Origin of the sequence: Bacillus sp. 95MFCvi2.1, from assembly GCF_000374965.1 — a bacterium.
Taxonomy (GTDB): domain Bacteria; phylum Bacillota; class Bacilli; order Bacillales; family Bacillaceae_G; genus Bacillus_A; species Bacillus_A pseudomycoides.
The window spans coordinates 196,504-218,039 of sequence record NZ_KB895691.1; the positions used below are offsets into that span (position 1 = coordinate 196,504).

The 21,536-nt window shown below is 34.5% G+C and carries 22 protein-coding genes and 1 riboswitch; of the genes, 13 read left to right on the forward strand and 9 right to left on the reverse strand.

Annotated elements, in window-relative coordinates:
- Nucleotides 1-236: 236 nt before the first annotated feature.
- Nucleotides 237-980 (reverse strand): DUF3967 domain-containing protein, encoded by a 744-nt coding sequence (locus C568_RS0104170; protein ID WP_003199901.1) that lies wholly within the window; start codon nucleotides 978-980, stop codon nucleotides 237-239.
- A 239-nt stretch (nucleotides 981-1,219) separates the two neighbouring features.
- Between C568_RS0104170 and nucA the strand changes: the two genes are divergently transcribed.
- From nucA to C568_RS35160, 3 genes are read left to right on the forward strand one after another with little or no spacing between them, the layout of a single operon-like run.
- Nucleotides 1,220-1,654 carry a DNA-entry nuclease gene (nucA, locus tag C568_RS0104175; RefSeq protein ID WP_029426887.1) on the forward strand — a complete coding sequence of 145 codons (435 nt, stop codon included), beginning with the start codon at nucleotides 1,220-1,222 and terminating at the stop codon, nucleotides 1,652-1,654.
- An 18-nt stretch (nucleotides 1,655-1,672) separates the two neighbouring features.
- Nucleotides 1,673-2,062 carry a competence protein ComJ gene (gene comJ / locus C568_RS0104180; protein WP_029426889.1) on the forward strand — a complete coding sequence of 130 codons (390 nt, stop codon included), beginning with the start codon at nucleotides 1,673-1,675 and terminating at the stop codon, nucleotides 2,060-2,062.
- A 46-nt stretch (nucleotides 2,063-2,108) separates the two neighbouring features.
- On the forward strand, nucleotides 2,109-2,273 hold the full coding sequence (locus C568_RS35160) for a hypothetical protein (protein WP_003199904.1): 165 nt from the start codon (nucleotides 2,109-2,111) through the stop codon (nucleotides 2,271-2,273).
- A 107-nt stretch (nucleotides 2,274-2,380) separates the two neighbouring features.
- Here the strand turns inward: C568_RS35160 and metE are convergent, their stop codons facing one another.
- From metE to C568_RS0104195, 3 genes are all read right to left on the reverse strand, one after another.
- A complete protein-coding gene (gene metE / locus C568_RS0104185) occupies nucleotides 2,381-4,669 on the reverse strand; it encodes a 5-methyltetrahydropteroyltriglutamate--homocysteine S-methyltransferase (protein WP_006095826.1) in 2,289 nt (762 codons plus the stop codon).
- 129 nt (nucleotides 4,670-4,798) lie between these two features.
- Nucleotides 4,799-4,987: riboswitch (cobalamin riboswitch) on the reverse strand.
- Nucleotides 4,988-5,260: 273 nt separating this feature from the next.
- Nucleotides 5,261-5,818, reverse strand: a complete 558-nt coding sequence (locus tag C568_RS0104190; protein WP_018780868.1) for a PadR family transcriptional regulator — start codon at nucleotides 5,816-5,818, stop codon at nucleotides 5,261-5,263.
- 92 nt (nucleotides 5,819-5,910) lie between these two features.
- On the reverse strand, nucleotides 5,911-7,446 hold the full coding sequence (locus C568_RS0104195; RefSeq protein WP_018780869.1) for an MDR family MFS transporter: 1,536 nt from the start codon (nucleotides 7,444-7,446) through the stop codon (nucleotides 5,911-5,913).
- Nucleotides 7,447-8,010: 564 nt separating this feature from the next.
- Between C568_RS0104195 and C568_RS0104200 the strand changes: the two genes are divergently transcribed.
- Nucleotides 8,011-8,526 carry a hypothetical protein gene (locus C568_RS0104200; RefSeq protein ID WP_029426891.1) on the forward strand — a complete coding sequence of 172 codons (516 nt, stop codon included), beginning with the start codon at nucleotides 8,011-8,013 and terminating at the stop codon, nucleotides 8,524-8,526.
- A 29-nt stretch (nucleotides 8,527-8,555) separates the two neighbouring features.
- On the opposite strand, the gene C568_RS0104205 is transcribed toward C568_RS0104200, so the two are convergent.
- The gene (locus C568_RS0104205) at nucleotides 8,556-8,810 is read right to left on the reverse strand and encodes a phage holin (protein WP_051091452.1); all 255 of its coding nucleotides are present in this window, start codon (nucleotides 8,808-8,810) and stop codon (nucleotides 8,556-8,558) included.
- Nucleotides 8,811-9,574: 764 nt separating this feature from the next.
- Here C568_RS0104205 and C568_RS0104215 point away from each other — a divergent pair.
- Nucleotides 9,575-10,393, forward strand: a complete 819-nt coding sequence (locus tag C568_RS0104215; protein WP_018780872.1) for a peptidoglycan-N-acetylglucosamine deacetylase — start codon at nucleotides 9,575-9,577, stop codon at nucleotides 10,391-10,393.
- Between the two features lie 55 nt (nucleotides 10,394-10,448).
- The gene (locus C568_RS0104220; RefSeq protein WP_050774439.1) at nucleotides 10,449-11,069 is read left to right on the forward strand and encodes a YkyA family protein; all 621 of its coding nucleotides are present in this window, start codon (nucleotides 10,449-10,451) and stop codon (nucleotides 11,067-11,069) included.
- Between the two features lie 30 nt (nucleotides 11,070-11,099).
- On the opposite strand, the gene C568_RS0104225 is transcribed toward C568_RS0104220, so the two are convergent.
- Nucleotides 11,100-11,558 carry a YkyB family protein gene (locus tag C568_RS0104225; protein ID WP_006095822.1) on the reverse strand — a complete coding sequence of 153 codons (459 nt, stop codon included), beginning with the start codon at nucleotides 11,556-11,558 and terminating at the stop codon, nucleotides 11,100-11,102.
- A 179-nt stretch (nucleotides 11,559-11,737) separates the two neighbouring features.
- Between C568_RS0104225 and C568_RS0104230 the strand changes: the two genes are divergently transcribed.
- Nucleotides 11,738-13,276, forward strand: coding sequence for a Ppx/GppA family phosphatase (locus C568_RS0104230; protein WP_018780873.1), 1,539 nt, complete (start codon nucleotides 11,738-11,740; stop codon nucleotides 13,274-13,276).
- Between the two features lie 114 nt (nucleotides 13,277-13,390).
- Nucleotides 13,391-15,499 (forward strand): RNA degradosome polyphosphate kinase, encoded by a 2,109-nt coding sequence (locus C568_RS0104235; protein WP_018780874.1) that lies wholly within the window; start codon nucleotides 13,391-13,393, stop codon nucleotides 15,497-15,499.
- Nucleotides 15,500-15,858: 359 nt separating this feature from the next.
- Here the strand turns inward: C568_RS0104235 and C568_RS0104240 are convergent, their stop codons facing one another.
- Nucleotides 15,859-16,080 (reverse strand): hypothetical protein, encoded by a 222-nt coding sequence (locus tag C568_RS0104240; protein ID WP_003208297.1) that lies wholly within the window; start codon nucleotides 16,078-16,080, stop codon nucleotides 15,859-15,861.
- A gap of 99 nt (nucleotides 16,081-16,179) precedes the next feature.
- A complete protein-coding gene (locus tag C568_RS0104245) occupies nucleotides 16,180-17,037 on the reverse strand; it encodes a metallophosphoesterase (protein WP_006095819.1) in 858 nt (285 codons plus the stop codon).
- Between the two features lie 458 nt (nucleotides 17,038-17,495).
- Here C568_RS0104245 and fadH point away from each other — a divergent pair, with 458 nt between their 5' ends.
- The 3 genes from fadH to C568_RS0104260 all read left to right on the forward strand — a co-directional run bounded on the left by fadH (nucleotide 17,496) and on the right by C568_RS0104260 (nucleotide 20,425).
- On the forward strand, nucleotides 17,496-18,260 hold the full coding sequence (gene fadH / locus C568_RS0104250) for a 2,4-dienoyl-CoA reductase (protein WP_003199919.1): 765 nt from the start codon (nucleotides 17,496-17,498) through the stop codon (nucleotides 18,258-18,260).
- A gap of 264 nt (nucleotides 18,261-18,524) precedes the next feature.
- A complete protein-coding gene (locus tag C568_RS0104255; RefSeq protein ID WP_003199920.1) occupies nucleotides 18,525-19,742 on the forward strand; it encodes an EAL domain-containing protein in 1,218 nt (405 codons plus the stop codon).
- Between the two features lie 182 nt (nucleotides 19,743-19,924).
- Nucleotides 19,925-20,425: a DUF3993 domain-containing protein gene (locus C568_RS0104260; RefSeq protein ID WP_003199921.1), complete on the forward strand. Its 501-nt coding sequence runs from the start codon at nucleotides 19,925-19,927 to the stop codon at nucleotides 20,423-20,425.
- A 12-nt stretch (nucleotides 20,426-20,437) separates the two neighbouring features.
- Here the strand turns inward: C568_RS0104260 and C568_RS0104265 are convergent, their stop codons facing one another.
- Entirely contained in the window at nucleotides 20,438-20,680 is a 243-nt protein-coding gene (locus C568_RS0104265) for a glutaredoxin family protein (protein WP_018780875.1), read from the reverse strand.
- A gap of 233 nt (nucleotides 20,681-20,913) precedes the next feature.
- Here C568_RS0104265 and C568_RS0104270 point away from each other — a divergent pair, with 233 nt between their 5' ends.
- Nucleotides 20,914-21,150 carry a YkuJ family protein gene (locus C568_RS0104270; protein WP_000055151.1) on the forward strand — a complete coding sequence of 79 codons (237 nt, stop codon included), beginning with the start codon at nucleotides 20,914-20,916 and terminating at the stop codon, nucleotides 21,148-21,150.
- A 214-nt stretch (nucleotides 21,151-21,364) separates the two neighbouring features.
- A complete protein-coding gene (locus C568_RS34590; protein WP_042511459.1) occupies nucleotides 21,365-21,514 on the forward strand; it encodes a hypothetical protein in 150 nt (49 codons plus the stop codon).
- The last annotated feature ends 22 nt before the right edge of the window (nucleotides 21,515-21,536 follow it).

Below are 21,536 nucleotides of genomic sequence, written 5' to 3' on the forward strand. Positions count from 1 at the left end.
CGACATAAACTCCTTCGTTTTAGTTGGGAGAGAGGATCCAGCCATGCATAGAAGCGGTCAGAGCCTTTTCCTGCCCCATGCCAAGTAAAAATAGAAAGAGAAAACAACTAACGGTTACTTTTTCTGCTTCGCGTGAGCGACTAATATGTCGAAAAACTAAAATAGATTTATATACGTGAAAATGAAAGGCTTGTAAAGCTTCTACCTTGGATGATGAAAAGCTAACGATGAAGGTTTTATTCATTTGTTTTTTCTGGTTTGACTCGAATAAATAAATTTTTAAATGATTGAAATAAGCTTTGCTCCTTTGAGGCGGCGATTAGTCGTTTTGTTTCTTGAATTTCACGAATGACTTGCATAAGCTGTGCATCTCGATTGTTGTCTTTATTGTAAACGTGATTGACAAGCTTGTTCATTTTTTCTTCTTGCTTTGATTCACGCTTATACATATGATTCATCAATAAGTCCATTTTTTCTTTTTGTAGGGCATCTGTTTGAGCTGCGTGATCAATAAGCTCTTGCAGCATTTCTTCTTGTGTACCTTCTTTTACATAAACTTGTTGCATTAATTCATCTAGTTTTTCATCTTTTAAGCGGTTTTGTGTAATTAAGGTAGAGTTTTGATGAATAATTGCTTCGTTTAATTGGGCGAGCATCTCAAGTTTTAACATGAATTCTTCAAAGTTTCGGTCTTCTTCTTTCGCATGTACTTCTTGATTTTGTTTTAACATCGGTACAGGTGGACTGTCTTTTTCTTTTAAAATGATAGGAATTGTTTCTGTAATATCTTCTTGTAAAGTGGCTGCTCGTTCGTGAATTGATTTTAAAAGCTTCATATCATCCATTTTATATATACGAGCATCAGCAGTTTTTGCAATCATATAACCATGTTGTTCTAAAAGTTGACTATATTTTCGAACTATATGTTTCGGGATTCCTGTTTTATTTGTAACATCCTTCGTTTTATATGTCGCCTCCATAACATTTCCTCCCCAAAAAGTATCGTATATACAAATTCCATCTTTTATTTAGACTTCCTTTGAAAAAGAATGTCGGAAGTCTAGAAGTTTTCTACATGATTAGCGAAAAGTTGCATAAAAATGAATGTTTTTGGCGTAAAGGGGAGGAAGGGATAAAATAATGTCTGAAAACATATATGGAGGAAGTTTGTTATAATAGCCTAGGAAAAGAAATTGGGTCGAAAAACGGAGGTACATATATGAAACAATTAAAAGGCATTATCATTTCGATTATTGCTATTCTTTCTATTTTAGTTGCTGTCTATGAAGCGTTTATACCAACAGAACCAAAGAGTAAGAAAGAAGTTACATATGATCAAGTTCTAGAATTTCCAAAAGAACGTTATCCAGAGACGGGGAAACATATAGCAGATGCGATTAAAGAAGGGCATTCTAAAGTATGTACGATTGATCGAAGTGGTGCAGCTGATAGAAGAAAGTTGTCTCTAGCTCCATATCCAGCAAAAAAAGGGTACGATCGTGATGAATGGCCAATGGCAATGTGCAAAGAAGGTGGAAAAGATGCGCATATTGAATATATTAACCCTGCTGATAATAGAGGCGCAGGTTCATGGGTGGGAAATAAGCTAGATAAGTACCCAGATGGGACACGTGTGAAGTTTGAGGTTAAGTAGTAGAAGGGAATGGTGCTTGTGGAATTAACAATTTCCTACTCACAATTAATCGTGATGAATTATGAGGGGGAACAGCCTTATGTAGACTGGACGAATGAAGATTTTGAGAGGGGATACGCTGAAGCAGAAGGAGTAATTGTTTTTGAGGCACTTTCTGATTATACGTGTGAAATTAAAGCAACAGTTGGGAAGCGTATTGAGAAAGAAGAGACAATGAGAACGATATCAGTCCCTTTTAGGGTGGGGGACGAAGGAGTTTTTGTAAGGAGTATTCTTTCTGACAAATTTCCCATTTCAATTCCAAAAGGTGATTATCTGTTGGTACTACAAGCAATACCGCTTGAGGAACCAACAGATGATGAATTGTACAAGATACAATATGAATTGTTTTTTGAAAAGAAAGAGTAAAAAAAAGGCCACGGTATCGTGGCTTTTTCTTTTAAACTTCGTTACAATGAAGAACGGAAGAAGGTGTAAATATACGCCAAGTTTGCGGCGTAATCTTATCATTTATTGGATCGGCTGCTTTTCAACATCGTGCGGATTAAGTTTGGTTATTCTATTTGTGTTTCTTTATATAGAAGAACTAGGAATTGATGATGTGAATAAATTAGCGTAATTGTCAGGAAGTTCATTTTATTTTTATTTGTACCACCTTGTTATTGGCGATGAACGCTAGTTGAAATATAGAATAAGGGTATCCTTTTAAAGGACACTCTTATTTCCTTATGCGTTTGTTTTTAGAAGAGAGCGGGCCTCTTTAGCAGCTTGAACCATATGCTCTAAAGCAGGTATAACTTCTTCTGTTCTTCTTGTTTTTAAACCACAGTCTGGGTTAATCCAGAAGTATTTTGGATCACATACTTTTAAGGATTGTTCTACAATTGTATACATTTCATTTTTACTTGGAACACGAGGGCTATGAATATCATAAACTCCTAAACCGATCCCTTTTTCATATGTTGTATGTTCTAATGTATGAATGAATTCACCATGACTTCTTGATGTTTCGATAGAAATAACATCGGCATCTAATGCACGAATTGCATCTACGATATCTTCGAAGTTACTGTAACACATATGTGTGTGAATTTGTGTTTCATTCGCTACAGAAGAAGTTGCTAGAAGGAATGATTGAACAGCCCATGTAATATATGTGTTCCAATCTTTTTCTTTTAGCGGCATTCCTTCGCGAAGTGCTGGTTCATCGACTTGAATAACACGGATACCGGAAGATTCAAGCAATTTAATTTCATGACGAAGTGCTAATGCAATTTGGTAAGAAACTTCTTTTCGTGAAATATCATTCCGAACGAATGACCAGTTTAGAATGGTCACAGGACCTGTTAACATGCCTTTTACAACTTTATTTGTAAGGCCCTGGGCATATGCGGTTTCTTTAATTGTCATCCCATTAATAAAGGCAACATCACCATAGATTACAGGTGGTTTTACACAGCGGGAACCGTATGATTGAACCCAACCATTCTTAGTGAAAGAGAAACCAGCAAGTCTTTCGCCAAAGTATTCTACCATATCAGTTCGCTCAAATTCACCATGAACGAGCACATCAAGGCCGATTTCTTCTTGATATCGAATCCATTTTTCAGTTTCTTTTTCAATAAATTGTTCATATTGTTCATTTGTAATGTCACCGCTTCGCCATTGTTTACGCGTTTGACGAACTTCAGTAGTTTGCGGGAAGCTACCGATTGTTGTTGTTGGAAGTAGCGGTAACTGTAATGCTTCTTGTTGCAAAGCATAACGTTGTTCAAATGGAAGAGGACGAGAGAAATCTTCTTCTTTAAGAGTTGCTCTTGCTGTTTGTACATCTTCACGATTACGTGCAGCTGAAGATCGAATTGCTTCATGAGCGCTACGGTAAGTAGCTAATTCCGTACTAACACTTTCTGCACCCTCAGAAAGCGCGCGTTTAATAAGTGTAAGTTCTTCTAATTTTTGATTTGCAAATGCAAGGGCATCAAATAGTTCTGTTGATAAGTGTGTTTCTTCCGTTTTATCAATTGGAGTATGTAATAAGCTACATGAAGGCTGAACGATCCACTCTTTCGGTGTAATGTGATCTTGTAATGTTTTAAATAAAGAAAGGACTTCGTCAAGATCAGCTCTCCAAATGTTACGGCCATCTATACAACCGACTGCTAAAATTTTATCGGATGGGAATCCATACTCTAAAACTGTGTTTACATTACCTTCTTTACCGTGAACAAAGTCCAATCCAATGCCGGATACAGGGAATGTAATAATTTCTTCATAGTTCTCTTCTACACTATCAAAATAAGTTTGTAAGATAAGAATTGCATTTGGAACGCTTTTACGAATTGTCGCGTAAAGTTCTTTCGCCTCTGCTATTTCTTCTTTTGTTAAAGATGCAAAAATTGGTTCATCAATTTGGATGAATTTTGCACCAGCTTCGTGTAATTCAGTTAATAGCTGTACATAAGGAACAACTAGTTGATTTAAAATAGTAGCAAATTGCTCTTGTTTATATCCTTTTGCTAATTTTAAGAATGTATAAGGTCCTAATATAACTGGTTTTCCATCAACGCCTAATTCTTGTTTTGCTTCTTCGTATAAGCGAAGTGGTCGATTGTCTTTTAAAGAAATCTTCAATCCTTCTTCATATTCTGGAACAATATAATGATAGTTTGTGTTAAACCATTTTGTCATTTCGGAAGCAACGTGATCTTTAGAGCCACGTGCCATTGCAAAATATACATCAAGATAAGAAGTGAACTCTGAAAAACGAGATGGAATAAAGCCAAGCATGTAGGCTGTGTCCAGCACATGATCATAATATGTAAAGTCGCCAATTGGAACTAAATTGATTCCTTTTTCTTGCTGAGCTTTCACATGTTGAAGACGAATTTCTTTCATTGTTGTTGAAAAGTGCTGCTCATCAATCTTATTTGACCAAAAAGCTTCCAACGTTTTTTTCCATTCTCTGTGTAACCCAATTCGTGGATACCCTAAATTACTTGTTTGAATTGCCATTTAAAATTCCTCCCTAATTGAAAGTAAGCATTTCCGTTTACTCGGAAATGCATGTAACGAAAAGTATAAAGGTACAGAAAATAGCCCTCTCTTCTCGTTCATAACACCTAATCATCATCCGTGAGTCTATCAGTGTTGTTAAAATAGGCAGGTCTCCTGGCTTATGCTTCATATGACTTCTTTCACCTTCCCGTTTTCACAGTGGTATAGAAAAGAAGTCTCTGCACTTACAGTGGCGGGACCGCGTTGGAATTTCACCAAACTTCCCTTTTCAACACGAACTCAGAAATGTCGTGTACCTATTTTCCTTTTGAAAGGAATTTAACAAGCGAATATGATATTGAAACAAATTCTAACATAATTTTTTGAATTTTGTCTACTGTTTTAAAATAAGAATATTTATAAAATCATAATTTTCACCATTATGAAAATTATGATTTTATAAATGGGGTGGAATCAAAGGTTCTATGTTTGTTTTCAACATGAATGATGAGGATTTATGTCTAAATAAGAGAGAAGAAATAATAAAGGGCATAAGGCGGTGGATGGTAGGGAGAATGATCAGTGAGGAAAATCCCCACTGATAAAGTGTCAATTTCCATTCATTCCTATTTCTGAAAGGCGACCAGCACTTGCATCTTTATGGAGTTCATTTAACCAACGTAATTCAACAGTAATATGTTCAATAACACTGTTTAAAATATAAAGCTGTGCACGCGGAACATTTTCCTTGCTATGTTCGTATATGGATTGCATCGTATGTAAATATTGAATTGTGTCATCTCTCTTTTTTTCTAAAATAGGAATGATTGTTTTTTCATCACCAAAGTGAGAGAAGGATAGTGCTGAATAGATTGGTTTATATATTTGGTTTTTTGCCTCGAATTGCTTTAAAAGCAGTGTATGGAAAAATTCTCTTCCAGTTTCAGTTATATGGAAAATTGTCTTATCTGGTCGATTGGTATCTCGTACAACATTTGTAACCGCAATTGCCCCTTGTTTCTCCAATTGTTCAAAGGCGTAATAGAGGGATCCTTTTGCGTATTTAATATAACAATTCATTTGTCGTTCTTTCATTATATGCTGCACTTCATATGGATGTTTATCTCCTTCGAGTAGCAAGCCGAGAATGACTAATTTCATGCTCACGCTGTCTCAACTCCTGTAATATAAACTTTATACATATTATAAACGGTATATCTCTTTATCGAAAGAGATATACCGTTTCATTTTGGTGTGTATTAACTTACCTGTTTCTGTTTTTTCTTTGTTCCCGTTAAGAGACGTTCTTTACCCATCAGTATAATACAGATAATACTTAGAACAGCTGGGATAAGCGCCCAGCAAAATGTATCGGCAATAGATGTCCCAAGTGCTTGTTTAATTCCATCCAATATTTGAGGTGGAATTTTTTCAGTAGCATGTGGTGACAATAAAAAGCTTGTGTCTCCACCTGTTGGTACCATTTTTTCTAATTCTGGAGGGAAAACAGCTTTTAATTTATCAGTGAAAATCTGATTTTGAATCGTACCGAAAATTGTCACACCAAGAGTCATTCCAAGAGAACGGAAGAAAGAGTTTGTTGATGTAGCAGAGCCGCGATCTCTCATTTCTAAATTGTGAATAGAAGACATACTTAAAATAGAGAATGAGAAGCCAACTCCAAGCCCAGTTAGAATCATAAAGGTTGTTACGAGTGTACGTGATGTTTCTAGTGTTAATGTGCCAAGTGAATAAATCCCAAGTACAAAGAAAATTCCAGATACGATCATAATGTTACGGTAACTTGTTCGAGACGCCAATTGTCCACCTACTTGACTTCCGACTACAGAACCGACCATCATTGGTGTTAAAATTAATCCTGCATTAGATGCTGAACCGCCAAGAACGCCTTGGACAAAGATTGGAATGTAAACTGTACAAATAATAAAAGTTGCTCCATAGAAAAAGGCAACACCTTGGCTCGCTGCAAATAAGCGCTTTTTAAATAAATGGAAAGAAATAATTGGCTCTGTTGCTCGTCTTTCTACGAAGAAGAAGATAATAAGCATAATAGCAAAAGTAGCAAATAAGCCAAGAATCATATTAGAATTCCAAGCATATTCCTTACCACCAAGTTCTAGAGCAAACATTAAGCAAACAATGCTTATTACAAGTGTAATGGCACCAGCCCAATCGATTTTTTGTTTTCTATATTGTAGAGATTCTTTGTAGTACTTCGAGATGAAGAAGAAGGAAATAAGCCCTAATGGAATATTGATATAAAAGACCCAGTGCCAACTTATATAATCAGTAATATAAGCCCCTAATAAAGGACCGAATACGCTTGATGTTCCAAAAACTGCTCCAAATAGTCCAGTCATTTTCCCTCGTTTTTCCGGCGGGAATATATCATACATGATTGTGAATGCAATTGGCATTAAAGCGCCGCCACCAATTCCTTGAATCGCTCTGTAGATACTTAACTGTTCAATACTTGCTGCTGTACCGCAAAGAATAGAACCAAGCAAAAAGAGAAGCAATCCACCGATATAAAAACGTTTACGTCCATACATATCAGATAATTTCCCGAAAATCGGCATCCCTGCCATTGTTGCTACCATATAAGCTGATGTGACCCAAACAAATTTATCAAATCCTCCTAGGTCTCCAACAATTGTCGCCATGGCAGTGGCAACGATTGTATTATCCATTGCTGCCATTAAAATACCAAGTAACAATCCAGCAACAACAAACTTTGTTTTACTTCCTTTGTTTTGAGATGCTTGTTCTTGCAAACATACCCCTCCTTTTATATAAGATCAACTGTTCTGTAGGAAAATCTTATTAGTAGTTCGTACTTTAGCATGTCTTTATGTAGGACTATAATTTCACTATTCCTTTTATAAGAGAAGATAGTGCCATAAAGAATAGAAAGCATAAATCATATTATAGTCAAATTTGACTAAAAGGCAAATTTTTTTATTTTATCCCGCTATTTTGGGGCAGTAATATTCCCACCTCAAGATTTAGCGAAAGCTCAGAGGTTAGGTGAGAGCTAATAATCAGTGGGGATGAAGAAAATCTCTACTGAATTAAAGTTTCACTTTATAGCTTTTAATATTGAAGAAACAAAAGGAATCTAGCGAATGAAGGAGTGTATAGCTATTTAAAATGGTTTTTTAATCACGTCGTCGAATAAGATAAAGAAGAAAGATAAAAATGTTGAAGACGTGTATTTTTATTGGAATAAATAGGGGAATGTTTTAAGGTGAACGAATTGGAGAAGGGTAGTTTATTATTTAGGAGAGCAGAATAAATTTGTACAGATAATACCATCTGGAATGAGGTGAATTGTGATTGTGAAAATGTGGGAAATAAGTCTAGATAAAGAATTGTTTCCGTTATCTTTACAACCTGTTATGTGGATGGAAGGTGGTTCTAAAGAAGTTACGAGCAAACAGTCCAATCCAAATGTAGCGGTAACATTACAAATTCGCAGTAAAAAAGAAAAGTGTTTTTCACAAGAAGTTGTTTATGATGTACATGAAATTCTTTTTATTCAATTAGAAGTTGAAAACATAGGAAGCGAAGAAATTTCTCGCGTAATCGTTAGTCATATGATTCGTGATCATTTTGCATATATCCCTAATACATTACAAACGAGTAAAGGGACGGGAGAGTTTTTATTCCAACTTGTAAGGTGGAGGATTGATGAATTACTACCAGGTGAAAAAGCTCAATTAATCTGTCAGGTGAAAGCATCACGTATACAAATCCCGTCTCATATTTCGTTACGTGCTACATACACATTTCAGCAGAAGGGCCGATTATATGGACCACTTCAAACAAAAGAAGCAATATTGATACAACAATAAAAAGGAGCCCCGGGAAGTGGGTTCCTTTTTTAATGCAAATTATGCTTCTTTAGTAATTCTTTTTGTTCCAAGCCTTTTTTTCCTACATAGTTATTTTTATATCCGAAGTATAAAATAAATAAGAAAGAAGCAACATTTATGATAGCATCAATTTGGTCATTTGTAATAAAAGAAAGCCCGAATGATTCAAATAATAGTTTTAATGATAAGAGAAATCCGGCTAAAAAACGAATGACGTCTTTTCTCTTTGTAACATCTTTTTCTCCTTTCGGTAATGGATATATATTATATAAATACAAATTGAAAGACCGACATAAAACCTTTTTTTAGGTGGTAGAGAGCATCTGGCCATGCAGACCCTTTTCCTGCCCCATGCCAATTTAAAACAAAGAGAGAAAACAAGTAGCGGTCACTTTTCGTTCTTCATAGCATCGATTTATATGTTGGAAAATCAAAATAGATATATACTATATATATGAAATAGAAAAGAAAATGAATACAAGTTTAAGAGAGAAAATGTACGAAAAATACGTACATTTTTGTTTTGTAAAAAAATATTATTGATATAGAAGCATACAGTATGATTAGTAATGCAAGATGTATAGATGCTCAATCCTTTTTGCTTTACTTATAATTTATATTATATAAAAGGTATTCAGTTATTATTTTAGACGGTAACTTATCCAGGAGAGCGAAAATCATTAGAAGAGCTATGAAATAAAGTGAGAACTCAATCGTATAACATAGAGATTTAAAAAATAGAGAATTATAAAAGTTTCTTCGTAACAATTTCATCTCTTTTGTTACAAAAAAATGATATTTTGTAACAAAAGTCTTTAAAAATAGATTTAAACATCATATAATTGTAATGGATGTGTCAATACATTTTGCACAATGTTTTTTTATTTAAAAGTGTAGGGAAAACAATCTCTACACTTTTCCTTTTGAGGGAACAAAAAGAATATTTGTAAATTGTTGCAAGTAAACCTTTACACTGTGTAAAATGAACAAGAAAAGATTGATAGAAAGAGAGAAGGGGAATGGTAGAATGATAGACGTGAGGAGCCGACGATCACCTTTGATCAGGTGGCTAGTTATAATTGCTATTGCAATTAGTGCTATCGCGGCGGGGTTTTTCATATTTCAATCCTTTACATCACCTGCAAGAGCTGTAGCCACTCAGGTAAACCCAATCCAGCTTGCTAGTGAACAGGTAAAAGTTGAGTTGGATAAAAAAGCACCGGTGAAATTTAATGGGGAAGTACGCAAAGTTGCATACTTAACTTTTGATGATGGGCCGAGTGAATTTCAAAAAGAAATTTTAGATATCTTAAAGAAAAATGAAATAAAAGGAACATTTTTCATGATTGGTGGAAACATCCCTTCTCATACAGAGAGTGTGAAACGTTTAGTAAAGGAAGGACATTATCCAGGTGTTCATAGCATGACACATGATTATGCCAAACTGTATAAACAAGGACAGTTTGTAGAAGAGATGAAACAAGCGCAGAAAATTGTGAAAGATGTTACAGGGATGGAACCTAAGCTTGTTCGTTGCCCGTACGGAAGTATGCCAGGGCTTAATCAAGCATTGCGGGACCAAATGGCAACAGTAAATATGAAAGAATGGGACTGGACTATTGATTCTTTAGATTGGAAATTACCAGGGAATCCGAATGGTGTAGTACAAAATGTCATTTCAGGGGCTAAACAAGAACGTGAAGTCATTTTAATGCATGAAAAAAAACAAACTGTACAAGCATTGCAAACAATTATTGATGATCTTCGTAAAAAAGGGTATGAGTTTGAAGTGTATGAAGAAGCTGCTCATTTTCCATTAAATTTTTGGCATGATGATCGTATATAAGTAGGAGGAAAAAAAGTTGAAATATAATAAAATAGCAATTGTAGCGGCTTTATCTATGACATTATTAGCTGGTTGTTTCGGACCAAAACCAGAAGAGGAATTATATGTAGCATTTGAAAATGCTGCGAAGCAAGAAAAGCCAATGTTTGAAGACGCGAAAAAATTAGAGGCATTAGAAAAAGAAGGCCAAACATTATACGGTCAAATCGTGCAAGAAGGAAAAGATAATAATCAAGCTGCGAAAGAAAAATTAGATCAAGCAATGAAAAATACAGCAGAACGTGGAAAAGTAATTGATAAAGAAAAAGAAGCATTAAACAAAGCACAAGAAGAAGTGAAATCGGTTGATAAATATGTGAAAAAAATCGAGAATGGTAAGTTAAAAGAACAAGCAGACAAAGTAAAGAATACTTACGAAAAACGATATGAGTCTTTTAAGAAGATGTATGACAACTATAGTAAATCATTAAAGTTAGAAAAAGAATTATTCACAATGCTTCAAGATAAAGGAGCAAAATTAAAAGATATTAGTGAGAAAGTAAAAACGGTGAACCAATCTTATAAAGATATTGATGCTGAAAAAGATAAGTTCAACGAATATACAAAATCATATAATACAGAAAAAGTAGCATTTTATAAACAAGCGAACATTAAAATAAAAGAAGAGAAGAAATAAAGCAGGTTGGCCATTATGGCCAAGCCTGCTTTATTTCTTTGTATACGTACGCCGATACCAAGGAATTGGTTCGCTTAATTTTTTTTCCTGTTTTAGCGCTTCCGGCCCAATAAAATCTTGAAGCGTTTTTTTTGCTACTACTAAAGAAAGAGTTGTTTTGGGGTTTCTATAGGAAGATTCAAGGCTACCGAGATGTGGGAGAGTACTGAAATCATCTTTTGTAGGAGGGATATGGAAAAAATAGTCACCTAACCGAACGAGAACATCTGATTGTTGCTGACTAAAACGTGGATTCCTAGAGAAATGTAATCCTTCTTTTATTGCTTTCTTTTCACTAATTAAACGTTCTAAAGCAATCTTTTTCAACCAATATAAATATTTAGGATTTGTAGCAGCTTTGGCATGCCGGTTCACAATGAAAATAGATTGAGCTAATTGATCAATAGAATATTGTTTGTGTGATTGAGACTGTGGTTGTGAAGGTTTCATAGTGGGACCCCTTTCTAGTTTTTCAATATTATAGCATAAATAAAAGTAGTTTTTATTATATACAAAAAATGATTGTATACATTTTCAATATTAAAGCAATATTGTTACAAAAAACAACTATTTTGTATAATAGTGATAGGAATGATTTCTAGAAATTTGATAATGAAAGAGTGAGAAGTGTGAAAGATATATTGAAACAGCAATATGCCATTATTGATATTGGTTCAAATACAATGCGATTGGTGATTTATGAAAAACAAAATGGAGGCTTTTATAAGGAAGTTGAAAATACAAAGGTTGTTGCACGATTAAGAAATTATCTAATAGATGGTGTGTTAATACAAGAAGGGATGGATATACTGCTGCAAACATTACTTCAATTTCAAGAAAGTACAAGGTTTCACGGATTACATAATGTGCTTTGTGTTGCGACAGCAACAATTAGACAAGCAAAGAATCAAGAAGAAATAAAAAAACTTGTAGAAGGAAAAACTGATTTTGTGCTTAGGGTATTATCTGAATATGAAGAAGCACGCTATGGTTACTTAGCTGTGATGAATTCAACTTCTTTTACAGAAGGAGTTACTGTCGACATAGGTGGGGGAAGTACAGAGGTTACATATTTTCGGGACCGAGAAATTGTAGAATATTATAGCTTTCCTTTTGGAGCGCTTTCTTTAAAACAACAATTTATTCATCGTGAGACACCAACCACAGAAGAATTAGAAGAATTAAGAAGATATCTATGGTATCAATTTCAAACGTTACCTTGGTTAAAGGAAAAAAGACTACCCCTTATTGCTATAGGTGGGAGTGCTCGAAATATGGTGAAAATTCATCAAAATGCAATTTCTTATCCGATAGCAGGTTTGCATTTATATAAAATGAAGGAAGCAGATATAAGGGATGTAAGAGAGGAACTAGAAAGTCTTTCTTTTACAGAATTACAGAAGTTAGATGGGTTAGCAAAAGATCGAGCTGATACAATTATTCCAGCGATAGAAGTATTTTATATGCTAACAAATATTATACAAGCCCCATCATTTGTATTAAGCAGAAAAGGGTTACGAGAAGGTATTTTCTATGAGGAACTTACAAAAAAATTAGGTATTTCTTATTATCCAAATGTAGTAGAGGAAAGTTTACACTTATTGTCCTATGAATATGAAATGGATATGAAATTTGTCGTTCAACTTATTAAGCAAGGAACGTTAATTTGTACACAACTTGAAGAGTCTGAAATTATTTCTTTTTCAGAAAAAGATTGGGGTATATTTTATCAAGCTGCCAAAGTATTTAATATCGGGAAATACATAGATACAGAAGCAAGCCGTCTGCATACATTCTATTTATTGGCGAATAAAACAATCGACGGCATGATGCATAAAGAACGTATTAGACTTGCACTCATCGCATCTTATAAGTCGAAAATGCTATTTAAACAGCACTTAACACCATTTGAAGGTTGGTTTGATAAGAGTGAACAGAAAAAAATTCGATTGTTAGGGGCAGTTTTACAATTTTCAGCTGCTTTAAATGTGAGACAAAGGGCGCTTATTGAAAAGATTAACGTAGAAAAAAATAAAGAGAAGCTTGTATTCCACATTGTTTGTAAACAATCAGCTTTAGCAGAAAAGGTACAAGCAGAAAAGCAGAAAAAGCAGTTAGAAAAAGCATTGAAGATGAATATTGATTTAATATTTGAAGAGGAATATTAAGTTGTACGGATGTCTTTACAAAAGTTTTACACTTCGATAAATTGGAATTTGTTACAATAAATGTAACTAAATTATATTGAAAAAGTTTCAAGGGAAGTGTGAGGGGAAATGGAATTGGAATTGATGAAGGAAAGCTTTGTAAATTTGAATGATACTGCTTACTATAATAACCGTGAATTAAGCTGGCTTGCTTTTAATGAACGTGTGTTACAAGAGGCACAAGATGAAAGTAATCCACTTTTAGAAAGATTAAAGTTTATTAGTATTTTCAGTTCAAATTTGGATGAATTTTTTATGGTACGTGTTGCTGGATTAAAAGATCAAGTAAAAGCGGGCTTCAATCAACCAGAAAATAAGGCTGGATTAACACCAAAACAGCAGCTAAATAAAATTGCTACGAAAGCTCATGAATTGATGACAGTTCAGTATAATACATTTAAAAATACTGTGCTGCCAGCGCTTGGAATGGAAGGTATTGAGCCGTTAACATTTCAAGATTTAACGAAAGAGCAACGTGAGTTTATTGAAGAATATTTTGATGAACAAATTTTTCCAGTCTTAACACCTGTAGCGATAGATGCATATCGTCCGTTTCCGATGCTTTTAAATAAAAGTTTAAACTTAGCTACTATTCTCTATGATGAGAAACAGGTAGAGGAAGAGAACAGAACAAAGCTTGGTATTGTCCAAGTGCCTTCATTACTCGAGCGTTTTATTTTTTTGCCAAGTGAAGATCAAAAACATAAATTTATTTTATTAGAAGACGTAATTAGTAGTTTTACTCATAAATTATTTACAGGATATAAAGTATCCTCGGTCACTCGTTTTCGTATTACGCGTAATGCGGATTTGACAATACATGAAGAGGGTGCACGTGATTTATTGAAAGTAATTGAAAAAGAGTTAAAAAAACGTAAGTGGGGGACGGCTGTTCGTTTGGAAATTGGAAAAGAACACGTAGATGAAAGAGTTTTAGCTTTATTATATGAAGTGTTAGAGGTAAAGGATGAAGATGTATATATGATGGAGGGACCATTAGATTTAACATGTTTATTTTCCTTATACAAAAAATTAGCACCTTTATATGAACATCTTGTTTATCCAGCTCTTATTCCGCAACCGCCTCAAGATTTAGACGATGAAGAAGATGTATTTGAGAAAGCAATTGAGCACGATATTTTATTGCATCATCCATTTGAATCTTTTCAGCCAGTTGTTGATTTTGTGCGTGATGCGGCAGATGACCCGAATGTGCTGGCTATAAAACAAACGTTATATCGTGTAAGTGGAGATTCTCCGATTATTCAGGCATTAAAGACCGCAGCAGAGAAGGGGAAACAAGTAACAGTGCTTGTTGAATTAAAGGCTCGTTTTGATGAAGAAAATAATGTCCATTGGGCAAAGGAACTTGAACAAGCGGGTTGCCACGTTATTTATGGTGTAAGTCATTTGAAAACACATAGTAAAATTACACTTGTTGTACGAAGAAAAAACGGAAAAATTGAAAGATTTGTACATTTAGGGACAGGAAACTATAATGATGCGACTGCAAAGCTATATACAGATTTTGGCTATATTACATCCCGGAAAGATTTTGGAGTAGATGCAACAAATTTCTTTAATTATTTGAGCGGTTATACAACGAAACCTCATTTTCATCATTTGTCAGTGGCACCTTTTGATATACGCCAGCAATTTATGGAGCTAATAGATGAAGAGATTCGCTATCATAAGCAATATGGTAATGGACACATTATTGCTAAGATGAATTCATTAACAGATAAACCGTTGATTCAAAAGTTGTATGAGGCATCGCAGGCTGGAGTGAAGGTGGAACTTATCGTGAGAGGAACATGTTGCTTACGCCCTGGTATTCAAAATGTAAGTGAAAATATTAGGGTGATTAGTCTCGTTGGGCGCTACTTAGAACACAGCCGTATTTATTATTTCCATCATAATGGAGATGAAAAAATTTATTTATCTTCCGCTGACTGGATGACAAGGAATATGGAAAAGCGAGTAGAAATATCTTTTCCAATTCTAGGCCTTGAACTGAAGGCAAGAATAAACGCAATATTACAGCTTGTTTTAGAAGATAATGTAAAAACGCGTGAACAAAACAAAGATGGTGAATACTATTATGTAATCAATAATAGTTCGCAAGAGATTGATAGCCAAGTGAAATTATTTAAGATGGCTTATCAAAATACTGATGTAGAGTAATGTTTTGTATATATGAAATAGTTAATAATAACTTATGAGTAAGTATCTAGTACTAAGATTATAAGGATATTATATATGAATACAAATTGAAAAAAACGACATAACTCCTTTTTTTAGGTGGGAGAGAGCATCCAGCTATGCATAGGAGCGGTCAATCCCACTTCCTGCTCCATGCAACGATAAAACAAAGAGAGAAAACGAATGCAGATCACTTTTTGTTCTGTATAGTAGCGGATTATATATTGGAAAATCAAAATGGGTTCATATAGAAAAATGATCAAATAAAATTTCAATTAATAGAAATGAATGAAAAAAGCCTCTTATATAAATAAGGGGCCTTTTCATAGTTTTTGTTTATATCAATAATAATACGGCTGGCATGGCCCTCCGTAACAAGGAAACGGTGTTGGCGGATATGGAGGATAGTAAGATGGTCTAGGGCCGAATGCTAATGCTCCGCCAAGTAAGCCGCCAGCAAGTCCTGCTAAGAATGGAACACCGAAGAAGGGTAAGAAGCGTGAGTCACTTACTGGGCCAATGGGTCCTGAACGAACTAGATAGGGCTGAGGATATGGGTACATGTAAAAACCTCCTTTATTGGACTCATTGTTATCATATGGTGAAAAAGCATGGATGAGCGAGTACAAGAAAGGATATATGAGAAAATAGGCAATTATAGGTTACAGGTGCTGAAGGGTGAATACTGTAATTTCAGGCCTGGACAAAAAACGAAATGGAACACGTGTCCTTCCAAGACCGCGATTTACATAAAGGAGTAATTCTTGAATATGATAAAATCCCTCAATGTAATGTTTTGCTAGTGCTGGGGTAATGATCGCTCCTAAAAAGGGAAGTTGTACTTGTCCACCATGACTATGTCCAGAAAGTTGGAGGTTTACTGGGAAGTTTGCAATTTTAGGTGCTATATCAGGTTCATGTACGAGCACAATTGTATATAGCTCTTTTTGCACATGGTGTAATGTTACCTCGATTTCTGGTTTGCCAAGAAGCATGTCATCGATTCCGAAAATAGAAATTTCACTATTATCGAATAAACGAATACGTTTTTCGGTATTTTGTAATACTTCAAAACCTGCATCACTCATAATTTGACTATAGTATTCGGTTCCATACCCACCATGATCATGGTTTCCATAGATTGCAAATTTACCAAAGGGTGCACGAATATTTCGCAAAATTGAAGAAACAAAAGGAGTTTCGCTATATGTTTGGTAGTCATCGATTAAATCACCAGTAAAAAGGACAATATCAGGCGCAGCACTATTTATTTTTGAAACGATTGTTGAAAGGTGCTGGAGAGAAAAATAGTATCCTAAATGTAAATCACTAAATTGGACGATTTTCATACCGTGAAAGTTTTTGGGAATAAGTGGAGAACGAAGGGTATGATGTGTGAAAGAAAGAAAGTTCGGCTCTATATATTTTGCATAGTAATAGCCGAGACCAGCTGTAATACAAGTATAGAGACAAGTGCGTATTCCTGTTTTTATAAAGTTTCTTCTCGTTATTTGTTTCATAGGAATATGAGCGAACCTATAGTATACAAAAGGAAGTTTATAAGATATACAGGCAAATCATTATAGGTCACTTGGCTCTCCTTTCCATTTATTTCTTGTTCTAGAATTATATTTTGAGATATCGAAAAGTAGTATATATAAATACAAATTGAAAAACCGACAAAAACCTAATCTTTAGGTGGGAGAGAGCATCCGGCCATGCATAGAGGCAGTCAGATTTTTTTCCTGCCCCATGCTAAGTGAAAACAAAGAGAGAAAACAAGTGCGGGTCACTTTTTGTTCTGCATAGCAGTGGATTATATGTCGAAAAACCAAAATGGATTTATATAGATTATAAGAAATATGGCAATGAAAGTGATTTACTTATCTAAAGATATCAGAAAAATTTAAAAATATAAAGATTTCTATGAAATAAAGTGGTAAAATGAATGTGTATTCATTTTTAGGGAGGGGAAATTTTGAAAGAAAAAGTAGCGATTATAACAGGTGGTTCAAGCGGAATGGGAAAAGGGATGGCAGCTCGTTTTGCAAAGGAAGGAGCACGCGTTGTTATTACAGGGCGTACACAAGAAAAGCTGGAAGAAGCGAAAAAGGAGATTGAGCAATTTTCAGGACAAGTATTGACAGTACAAATGGATGTTCGAAATATAGAAGATATAAAAAATATGATTGAATATGTTGATGAAAAATTTGGACGCATTGATATTTTAGTAAATAATGCAGCAGGTAATTTTATTTGTCCTGCGGAAGATTTATCGATTAATGGTTGGAATGCGGTTATTAATATTGTGCTTAACGGAACTTTTTATTGTAGTCAAGCAGTAGGGAAGTATTGGATTGAGAAGGGCATAAAAGGAAATATCATTAATATGGTAGCAACGTATGCATGGGATGCAGGACCGGGTGTCATTCATTCTGCTGCGGCGAAAGCAGGTGTGTTGGCAATGACAAAAACGCTCGCTGTTGAGTGGGGGCGTAAATATGGTATTCGCGTCAATGCAATTGCTCCTGGACCAATTGAACGAACAGGTGGTGCGGATAAATTATGGATTTCAGAAGAGGCAGCCAATCGTACACTGCAAAGCGTCCCGCTTGGTCGGCTTGGTACGCCAGAAGAAATTGCGGGTTTAGCTTTTTATTTATGCTCTGATGAGGCAGCGTACATAAATGGAACGTGTATGACAATGGATGGTGGACAGCATTTGCATCAGTATCCATTTTAAAGGGATTATATAAAGTGAAACGTGGGGATTACTGCCCATGAATGTGAGGTAAAATGTGACGGATTTGTGACATATGAAAGAAAAGTGTTTACAACAGGTGTTTTATAAGGTATATTTAAGACCTCTTTTTTCTTCATAGTAGAATTGCTAATTCCCCTTAGCATTTTACCCCTCTAATCCCTTCAGGAAAACTGAAGGGATTTTTTATTATTTTTCTATACATACCGTGTTATAATTTTTGAAAAGTAAAGGGAGGGAAACATTTTGGTAGATGCATTAGATGTGATGAGTAATTTAGATAAAGTCCTTCCTTATTATCAAGCTATTTTTAGTGCTGATGAGCATACAGTAATTGGATATGAGGTAGTAGGACGTATCCAAACGGAAGAAGGGATACAAAGTCTTTCTTCTTTTTTTCATGATGATTCCATTCCAGGTGAATTTCAACTAGAGGCGGATAATGTCATAGTAGAAAAAGCATTAGAACGTTACTTGGAAACAGATCAAAAATTTTTATTGTTTATACATCGGGGTGCGAACATATTAATGAATGATGAAGATGAAAGTTTACTTCATTTGCTGTTAATGTATGAAAAAAAAGGATTGAACTTAGGGAATATCGTTTTAGAAATAACAGAGCATGATTGTAAGGAAGATATAGAACAATTTAATCACTTACTTATGTATTACCGTACATATGGCATTCAAATTTCAATTAATAAAGTAGGGACAGGTACGAGTAATCTAGAACGAATTAGTGTGCTGGCACCTGATATTTTAAAGGTGGACTTAACGAATTTAAGACAAACTGCACTTTTACAATCTTATCAAGATATTTTATATTCTTTGTCTTTATTAGCAAGAAGAATTGGTGCGACATTATTATATGAAGAAATTGATGCTTTTTACCAACTGCAATACGCTTGGAAAAATGGTGGAAGATATTATCAAGGGGATTATTTAAAAAAATGTTTACCTGATTTTATTGAAGCGGATATTTTAAAAGAACGTCTTGGTAATGAATGTCATCAATTTATTCAACATGAAAAGAAAAAACTACAAAAAATTTATCAATTAACGGAAACATTGCGTAATCAAGTTGGGAATGTTTTATCTAAGCAGAAAAAGAATGAAGACGTTAATGATTGGTTATTGCATTTTAGTCAACATGTATCGCATTATAGTTTTCGAATCTTTATTTGTAATGAAGACGGCTTTCAGCAATCAGGAAACATTATGAAAAAAGATGGTGAATGGATTGTTATGCCAGAGTATTATATGAAAAATTGGAGCTGGCGTCCGTATTTTTTAGAAAATATAATGAAAATGAGATTTGAAAATAAAGCAAGACTCTCTGATTTATATGCAGATATAGAAACAGGAGAGATGGTACGAACGTTTTCCTTTCCAATTGACGATGAACATTTTTTATTTATTGATTTGTCCTATGAATTTTTATACGAAGAAGATGTTTTATTTTAATGCACGAAGCAATTCGTGCATTTTTTTGTTTGTTTTTAGCATAAATTGGTAATAGTGAAAAAGATGGCAAAAATGCTGTCTATCATTGTAAAGATTTTACGAACGAAACCATCCCTTTCTTTACATAATCATTGTTACAATGAATACTACAAAGACAAGCTCTGTTAAAGGAAGGTGAGAAAATGAGAAAATATGGAATTTGGTTTGTTCTATTTTTATGTGTTGCCTTTCTAGTTGGGTATAGTGTTACAACGGTTCTTGGTAAAGAAGAAATAAAAGTGGATCGAAAAGAAGTGTTTACAACCATTCAAAAGGGATATGAGGTACAATTTTCAATTCGTGGGAAGCATTTATCAATGGGGAAGATGTATGATGCACTATCACCTTATTTTACAAATAACTTTCTTCAAGTTTTTACAGATGAAAATAGTAACGGTGACAAACAAAGTGGTGAACATTTACTTCCTACAAAAGAAGCTCCTTTTTCTTTTACTTCTCAAACAAAGTTAGCATTTGACGAAGAACATGGGCTTTTATACGTATATGAATGGGTGAAAAATGAACAATATCAAATTATCACGTTGCAAAAGGAAGAAGGGAAATGGAAATTAGCTGGTTATCATGAGAGTCAGGAGCTTTTAATAGAAATGAAAAAATTACAAGAGTTGAAAGAACAGGAATAGGTGAATCATTGCCTATTCCTGTTCTAGATTTAGTAACTGTTGTAATTTTTCAATTTGAAAACCAGAGACAACTTCCCCATCAATGACAACGGTTGGAGTTGAGTATGAGTTATAGTCATATAAAAGACGGTCGCGAGCAGCGGAATCCTTTTTGACATCAAATTCTTTGTATGTTATGTTGTTGTGTTTTAAGAATTCTTTTACAATGGTACATGGTGGGCAATCTGGTTGTGTATAAACCTCTATTTTTTTCATTATAAATCCTCCTCTTTTTCTGCTTTTTATTATATTCCGCAGCTACAAAAACCGCAATAAAGGAAAAAAAAGATTTCCTTTCCGCTTTTTACTTCTTTTTTCGACAAATTTTAGTTGAGTTTCTCGTCAAGAAGCTTTATCCTAGAGTGTGGAACATTTTTTCTGTTATGACGGATAGAATGAGTATAGCTGTAAAACCTATTGGTAGGAAGATTAGAGAAAGGGGAGATTTCATGTCTCTACTCCAAGGAATTTTAACTCGACTTGTTAGTCTACAAGAACAAGCTGAAAGCGGTGAAGTAGCACAACGCTATTTTGAAGTGAACGGTGAACGCAAATGTAGCGTGAAATTTTTCGATAAAAGTGAAATGTATGAGTTAGAAGTGTATCAGCAAGGCGAAAAGCCACAAGTGTATCAATTCGATAACATTGATATGGTTGCAATTGAGATCTACGATATTATTTCTTGATACATACAAAAAAGGTACCGCGAGAAGCGGTACCTTTTTTGGTGATTTTAATAATAACTTCATTCTTCATTAATGGGTAGTAAGAGGATAAGGAATTAAAGAAGATATGTGGAGATAACGATTTGTAAAAGCTTGATGGAAGTTTCACTTTATATGTATAAGATTTTTTGGTTCTTCCTACACTGGTATTAAAAGTTTGAAGGGAATGTGGAGTGTGGAACGATTACCAATTGTTGTTTGTCCAAAATGTCATATGTCATTTGAAATTGATCATGTGCTAACAGCTCAGTCTAATCAGAATGTAATTTATACTTGTCCAGCATGTAAGTATTCCATCCGAAATATAGAAACAAGTAAAGGATAATAAAGTCATATTTTCCTCTTTT

Excerpts from the sequence above, each read along its gene's own strand:
- C568_RS0104170 (WP_003199901.1), bottom strand. The coding sequence starts at position 980 with ATGGAGGCGACATATAAAACGAAGGATGTTACAAATAAAACAGGAATC.
- nucA (WP_029426887.1), top strand. The coding sequence starts at position 1,220 with ATGAAACAATTAAAAGGCATTATCATTTCGATTATTGCTATTCTTTCT.
- C568_RS35160 (WP_003199904.1), top strand. The coding sequence starts at position 2,109 with ATGAAGAACGGAAGAAGGTGTAAATATACGCCAAGTTTGCGGCGTAAT.
- metE (WP_006095826.1), bottom strand. The coding sequence starts at position 4,669 with ATGGCAATTCAAACAAGTAATTTAGGGTATCCACGAATTGGGTTACAC.
- C568_RS0104215 (WP_018780872.1), top strand. The coding sequence starts at position 9,575 with ATGATAGACGTGAGGAGCCGACGATCACCTTTGATCAGGTGGCTAGTT.
- C568_RS0104220 (WP_050774439.1), top strand. The coding sequence starts at position 10,449 with ATGACATTATTAGCTGGTTGTTTCGGACCAAAACCAGAAGAGGAATTA.
- C568_RS0104225 (WP_006095822.1), bottom strand. The coding sequence starts at position 11,558 with ATGAAACCTTCACAACCACAGTCTCAATCACACAAACAATATTCTATT.
- C568_RS0104240 (WP_003208297.1), bottom strand. The coding sequence starts at position 16,080 with ATGTACCCATATCCTCAGCCCTATCTAGTTCGTTCAGGACCCATTGGC.
- C568_RS0104245 (WP_006095819.1), bottom strand. The coding sequence starts at position 17,037 with ATGAAACAAATAACGAGAAGAAACTTTATAAAAACAGGAATACGCACT.
- C568_RS0104260 (WP_003199921.1), top strand. The coding sequence starts at position 19,925 with ATGAGAAAATATGGAATTTGGTTTGTTCTATTTTTATGTGTTGCCTTT.
- C568_RS0104265 (WP_018780875.1), bottom strand. The coding sequence starts at position 20,680 with ATGAAAAAAATAGAGGTTTATACACAACCAGATTGCCCACCATGTACC.
- C568_RS0104270 (WP_000055151.1), top strand. The coding sequence starts at position 20,914 with ATGTCTCTACTCCAAGGAATTTTAACTCGACTTGTTAGTCTACAAGAA.